This window comes from Acinetobacter sp. 228, from assembly GCF_048147885.1.
Genome location: NZ_JAYWYV010000412.1, coordinates 1 through 1,188, shown reverse-complemented (window position 1 = coordinate 1,188; position 1,188 = coordinate 1). Strand labels below are relative to the sequence as shown.

General features: G+C 43.2%; 1 protein-coding gene. It reads left to right on the top strand.

Translation table 11 applies throughout. The annotated features are described in order from the left end of the window. Window positions 1–1,139 (top strand): ISNCY family transposase (locus VXQ92_RS19460; RefSeq protein WP_416682899.1); only part of this gene is annotated, 1,139 nt, incomplete at its 5' end. Window positions 1,140–1,188 lie beyond the last annotated feature (49 nt).

The window sequence follows — 1,188 nt, the reverse complement described above, 5'->3', positions numbered from 1 at the left end:
GGCTTCCTGAAGAGATCAGACTCAAGTGCCTCAATCTGGTCGCTGAACAATTCCATGGTTTCGGACCAACTTTAGCCCATGAAAAGCTGACTAGCGTTTATGGCTTTAATATTTCAGTAGAAACCCTGCGTTCCTGGATGATTGCAGCCGATTTATGGATTCCTCGCGCCAAGCGCCTGAAACGCCCGTATCAGCCTCGATATAACCGGGATTGTTATGGTGAACTGATCCAAATTGATGGCTCACATCATGACTGGTTTGAAGGACGAGCACCTAAATGCTGTTTACTGGTGTTTATTGATGATGCCACAGGAAAATTGCAGCATTTACGCTTCTGTGAATCAGAATCAACCTTTGACTATATGATTTCAACACGCCTGTATGTTGAACAGCACGGTAAGCCCTTAGCGTTTTACAGCGATAAACATTCAGTGTTTAGGGTAAATCAAAGCAGTAAGAAAGACACCAGGATTACCCAGTTTGGACGCGTACTCAGTACCCTCAAAATCGATATCATCTTCGCTAACTCACCCCAGGCCAAAGGTCGTGTGGAACGAGCGAATAGAACACTTCAGGATCGTCTGATTAAGGAGATGCGCCTGGAAGGTATCAATTCGATTGCAGATGCGAATAAGTGGTTGCCCTGCTTTATTGAGCAATTTAATCGTAAATTTGCCAAGATGGCTTTTAATCCCAAGGATCTACACCGGACTGTCACTGAAACAGCCGAAGAGTTAGATGATGTTTTTACCTGGCGTGAACCACGCAGAGTGACGAAAAGCCTGACCATTACTTATGATAAATGTGTATATCTCCTGGAGAATACAGAAGAAAATCAGAGGTTGATCGGCAAGTATCTTGAATTTCTAGAATACCCGGATGGTACTGTGGCCATCATGCATGAAAGTCGGAAGATCAATTACAGCATCTTCGATAAATTAAGTCAGCTGAACCAGCGAGAGATTGTTGAGAATAAACGGTTGGGTGCTGTTCTGAATCATATCCAACAGCAGCATGAAGAACTGGAACAGCAAAACAAACGCAATCGTTCTCAAAAGATGCCAAGCAGACGTGCACAGAAAACAGCAATTCAACAGCGAAATCTGAATCCTGTGCTTGACTTGGAAATGTCCATATAGGACATTTCTATTTGGTTATTAGGTAGGACATTTCTACTTGGGAATAACA